Here is a 4,012-nt window from a genome sequence, read left to right on the forward strand (position 1 = left end):
TGATACATCAGGTAGTGTTATTAGTGAATATAAGACCTTTTTTCATTATGATAGTGTTTGTATTATATGTGTAAGATATAGTTGTTCTGATTCCTATGTATATTATACTGGAGGACTTGGGAGTATTTTCAGAATGAATTTAATAGATTCAACAGAAGAATTCATTCAGGCAGAGTCTTCTCCTTTTGATCTTATTTGTCCTTATAATAGAATTTTTCGTTCATTGGGATTTACAGGTGATGGTGGTTGGCCGTCAGTATTTTCGGATTCTTTTTTTGTAGCTACCTACTTTAATACTCCTGATCTGATAGATCTTACACCTGAAGGAGAGGAGAATCAATATGTATTAATGGGTTTATTAAAAGATCCTCAGAATGTTATTCGTTTAAATGAAATTAAGCCTTATGAGAAGTCAACATTTTATCGTCCAATTTTTTCACCTGATGGAAAGAAGCTTATATTTTCTGCATATGATGCAAGGTGGGAGCAGAATCCACACAGCCGTTTTTATTTAGCAGAATATCTTGAATTATGGATTTATGAAAAATTTGATGAATTAGTTGAAAAATATTTTGGAAAAAGGAGGTAAAATATGAAAGGTTTTCTAATTATATTTTTAATAATCTTGAGTGGAAGATGGTCTTTTTATGTAGGATACGGGGAAACAGAATTAATTTATAATGAGAGCGGAAAGATTGATGATATGCCTTTATTTTCTTTTTTCAATTTTTCAATAAAACAGAATCATTTTTTGAAAAGAATAAAAAAAATAGAATTTGATTGTGATTTAGAATATAAGTTTTCAAAATGGACTTATTTTATTAATAATCCATATGGAGATCCTCTCACAAGTGGCTTTTCTCCACAGGATGTAACCTTTTTAATGGGTATAAAAAAAGATGTATTGAAGGGTAATATAGGTTTTCAATATGATGCGGGTCCGCCTCCAGGGAGTATGGTTATTTTGACTCTTAATAATTCTGATAGGCAGGATGCTTTAATTTTTGGGATAGGAGTAGAAAAAAAATTTAGTTCTTCTATTTATATGGGTGAAATTAAATATATTTTCACATTTCCTGGGAAAATAGTATTTTATGAGCCCTTTTCCCCTTATAGAAAAATAGAATATAAATATGATAGTGGAGACCATTTAATTTTTAATTCAAAAATGGAATATAAAACTGGTTTAATATCTTTTGGACTTGATTTTATTTATAGATATAAAACAAGAAGTTTCATGATGAATATGAATACAGGGGAAAAAGATGAGTTTGGGGATAGTTATCATTTTTCTATTTATCCATTTTTAAAACTAAATTTTTCAAAACTTTTTTTTTGAGATAAATACATCTATTTCAGATGAATATTCTCCTTTCGGGCTCTCTATATATGGAAAAAATTCAGTTGTTTTTTTACCGGGGAAATGTGTTACATTTGTTTTAAGTTATGAATATTGAAGTTAAAAGGAGGTTTTAAAATGAAATTATTATTTGTATTAATCTCTTTAAATTTGGAGCTCCCACCAGGAGCTCAAGCACAAATAAATTTGCATATTCACAATAATACCTCAATAACTCTTATCCAACCTAAAAGAAGTGTGATACAACCACCCTGGTATATTTTCACTCCTCAGGATGTTATATTTTCCGGAAATATCTCCCCGGGTTCTGAAGGGATACTTACATTTCCAGTATCTGCCTCAAATTCTGCACCTGTAGGTCAAACAACCATAGTAAGCTTCGGGATTCAATGTAAAAATTATGAGATTCATCCTTCTTATTTAAATCTTTCCTTCTTTATAGGCTTAAACCCCCCAACAAACCTTTCCACGAATTCTTATTCTCCTTATAATTCTGTTATTTTAAAATGGCAAGACAATTCAAACTATGAATCAGATTATGAAATATGGAGGAAAGGAATAAATGAAAACTGGCATTCAATTTATCAATATCCAACACAAGGGCAGGGAACAGGGCAAGTTACTTGGACTGATAATTCTGTTTCAAAGTTTAGGGATTATTTTTATAAAGTTAGAAAATATAGGGATAGAGTTTATTCAAAGTATTCAGAAAGTGATTTAACTGAAATGTGTCAAATTTTTTTTGAAAAATATATGATGCAAAGATTAGGTTTAAAAGCGAATAATAAAATTAAAGATACTGTGCCTCACAAGAACAAAAAAAATTGGAAAATAGGAACAGTGTATCTTTATGGATTCATTCGGGGAGGTGAGGCTACTGCTCGAAGATATCCCGATATAACTTTTGATATCTTGTATCTTCTTTTTATACACTATACTTATTCGTTAAATGCAATTGGTCCATATTTATTTTATTCTATAAATAAAAAATATGAAATTGGAATAGAAGCTCAATATTTATGGACAAAATTAAATGAAAGACGCGGTTATAATGGTATGACACATGATTATACTATATATGTAAAAAGGGTTGCTTTTATGATGAGATATAATGGTATTTTTAGATGGGGTATTCCTTTTTATTTATCTAAAACTATAGATGATTTTTACGACTGGGGTTTACATAGAAGAGTTACAAGGTGGGGAAGAGGATTCGGGTTATTTTTTGGATTGGAATCAAAAAAAGTTTTTTCCCCTCTTCTTAAAATAGAATTTGGGGTAACAAGAGAATATAAAAATGATTCCCCTTGGTATGAGAAACATAAACTTATAATTTCTCTTGCGGGAATTTATTTAGGAATAAAGTTAGAAATAGGAGGTATAAGATGAAAAAGAATTTAGTCTTCTTAGTTTTTTTATGATACAAAATTTAAATTCAGCTGAGCCACCTCAAACACCAATAATTTTTATACATGGTAATAACAGCGGAGGAAAATGTAATGTTGGATGGGAAACTTGGTATTCTACCCAATATGTCTCAGCTATGGAAAAAATATTAACCGGACATTACCGTGGCTATCAATTTGGCTTAAAATCAAATGAAGAGATTGCTTGGAATTGTGATATTTATACTGAATTAATGTCAATGCCAGATAAAAAAAGAATTTACAATTTTTCATATTATCATCCTGATGGAGAAGAGGGAGTAATTTCTCTTTCAGAGGATAGTGTAAAAGTATATGTATACTTTGATAACAATAATATTAAAAGAGTTTCTCTTCCTTTTATGCCTGATTATCCTCCTTCAAATTATCATCATATTGAATGGTGGCCAAGATATCTGCCACAAGATGGAGATCTTACTTATTATTATAGTTATTCTTACCAATACAGATATAATTGGAAGAAGGGTAAATATGCAAAAAGGCTTGCTGAGTTCATAGATAAGGTTCTACAAGCAACAGGTGCTCAAAAGGTTGATATTGTGGCACATTCAATGGGAGGGCTTGTTGCAAGAGTTGCAATAAAGAATTATGGATGTAGTTCAAAAGTTAGAAAATTGCTTATGATTGGCACCCCTAATCACAATATAGATTATCCAGATTGGCTTGAAGAGTTATTTTAGAGGGATACCCTTATTGGCAGGAAATGGGTGAGATGAAAGAAATGGGAGTTGGGGCTTCATCAAAGTTTATTGATTTAATAAGTGGTGTTAAAAAAAATTGGCATGATTTCCTTGGATATGAAAATTATATAGAGGGTATGAGTGTGATTGCTGGAAATAGAGGGTCAAATCTGATAGATGGAGAGGATGATGGTCTATTGAGAACAGATCTTGTTAAACTTAATTCTGCTCAGTTTAATCCAGTAATTTATGCAAGTCATGGTCACGGAACATTAGATGCCTCTGATGAATTTTCCTTAACTGAGTGTACTTTTGTCACAGAATTTATAAAAAAGTGGATGATTGATGATGAAGATACCTATTATGGTGCATACTTTGTTGGTGACCCTTCAGTAGGCTATACAAATTATCCTCCTTATAGTTTAAGGGTTTGGCCTAAAATAAATGATTATAAAAAAGCATTGACAATAGATATTTCTCTTATTCGTCCTGATAATGGCCAAGTTATTAAAAGGAAAACAGTTCCT

Annotated in this window: 5 protein-coding genes; all 5 read left to right on the top strand. The window is 30.8% G+C overall.

Annotation, left to right across the window (positions count from 1 at the left end):
* Positions 1–589 (top strand): hypothetical protein (locus tag ABIN73_09375; protein MEO0269934.1); only part of this gene is annotated, 589 nt, incomplete at its 5' end.
* Positions 590–592: 3 nt separating this feature from the next.
* On the top strand, positions 593–1,339 hold the full coding sequence (locus ABIN73_09380) for a hypothetical protein (protein MEO0269935.1): 747 nt from the start codon (positions 593–595) through the stop codon (positions 1,337–1,339).
* Between the two features lie 138 nt (positions 1,340–1,477).
* A complete protein-coding gene (locus ABIN73_09385) occupies positions 1,478–2,749 on the top strand; it encodes a hypothetical protein (GenBank protein ID MEO0269936.1) in 1,272 nt (423 codons plus the stop codon).
* Positions 2,750–2,777: 28 nt separating this feature from the next.
* Positions 2,778–3,485 carry an alpha/beta fold hydrolase gene (locus ABIN73_09390; protein ID MEO0269937.1) on the top strand — a complete coding sequence of 236 codons (708 nt, stop codon included), beginning with the start codon at positions 2,778–2,780 and terminating at the stop codon, positions 3,483–3,485.
* A 32-nt stretch (positions 3,486–3,517) separates the two neighbouring features.
* On the top strand, positions 3,518–4,012 hold a 495-nt coding region (locus ABIN73_09395), incomplete at its 3' end, for a hypothetical protein (protein MEO0269938.1).

The organism is candidate division WOR-3 bacterium, from assembly GCA_039804025.1.
Taxonomy (GTDB): domain Bacteria; phylum Hydrothermota; class Hydrothermia; order Hydrothermales; family JAJRUZ01; genus JBCNVI01.

Bases quoted from the DNA above. Each gene is read 5' to 3' on its own strand.
- ABIN73_09390 (MEO0269937.1), top strand. From the start codon at position 2,778: ATGATACAAAATTTAAATTCAGCTGAGCCACCTCAAACACCAATAATT.
- ABIN73_09380 (MEO0269935.1), top strand. From the start codon at position 593: ATGAAAGGTTTTCTAATTATATTTTTAATAATCTTGAGTGGAAGATGG.
- ABIN73_09385 (MEO0269936.1), top strand. From the start codon at position 1,478: ATGAAATTATTATTTGTATTAATCTCTTTAAATTTGGAGCTCCCACCA.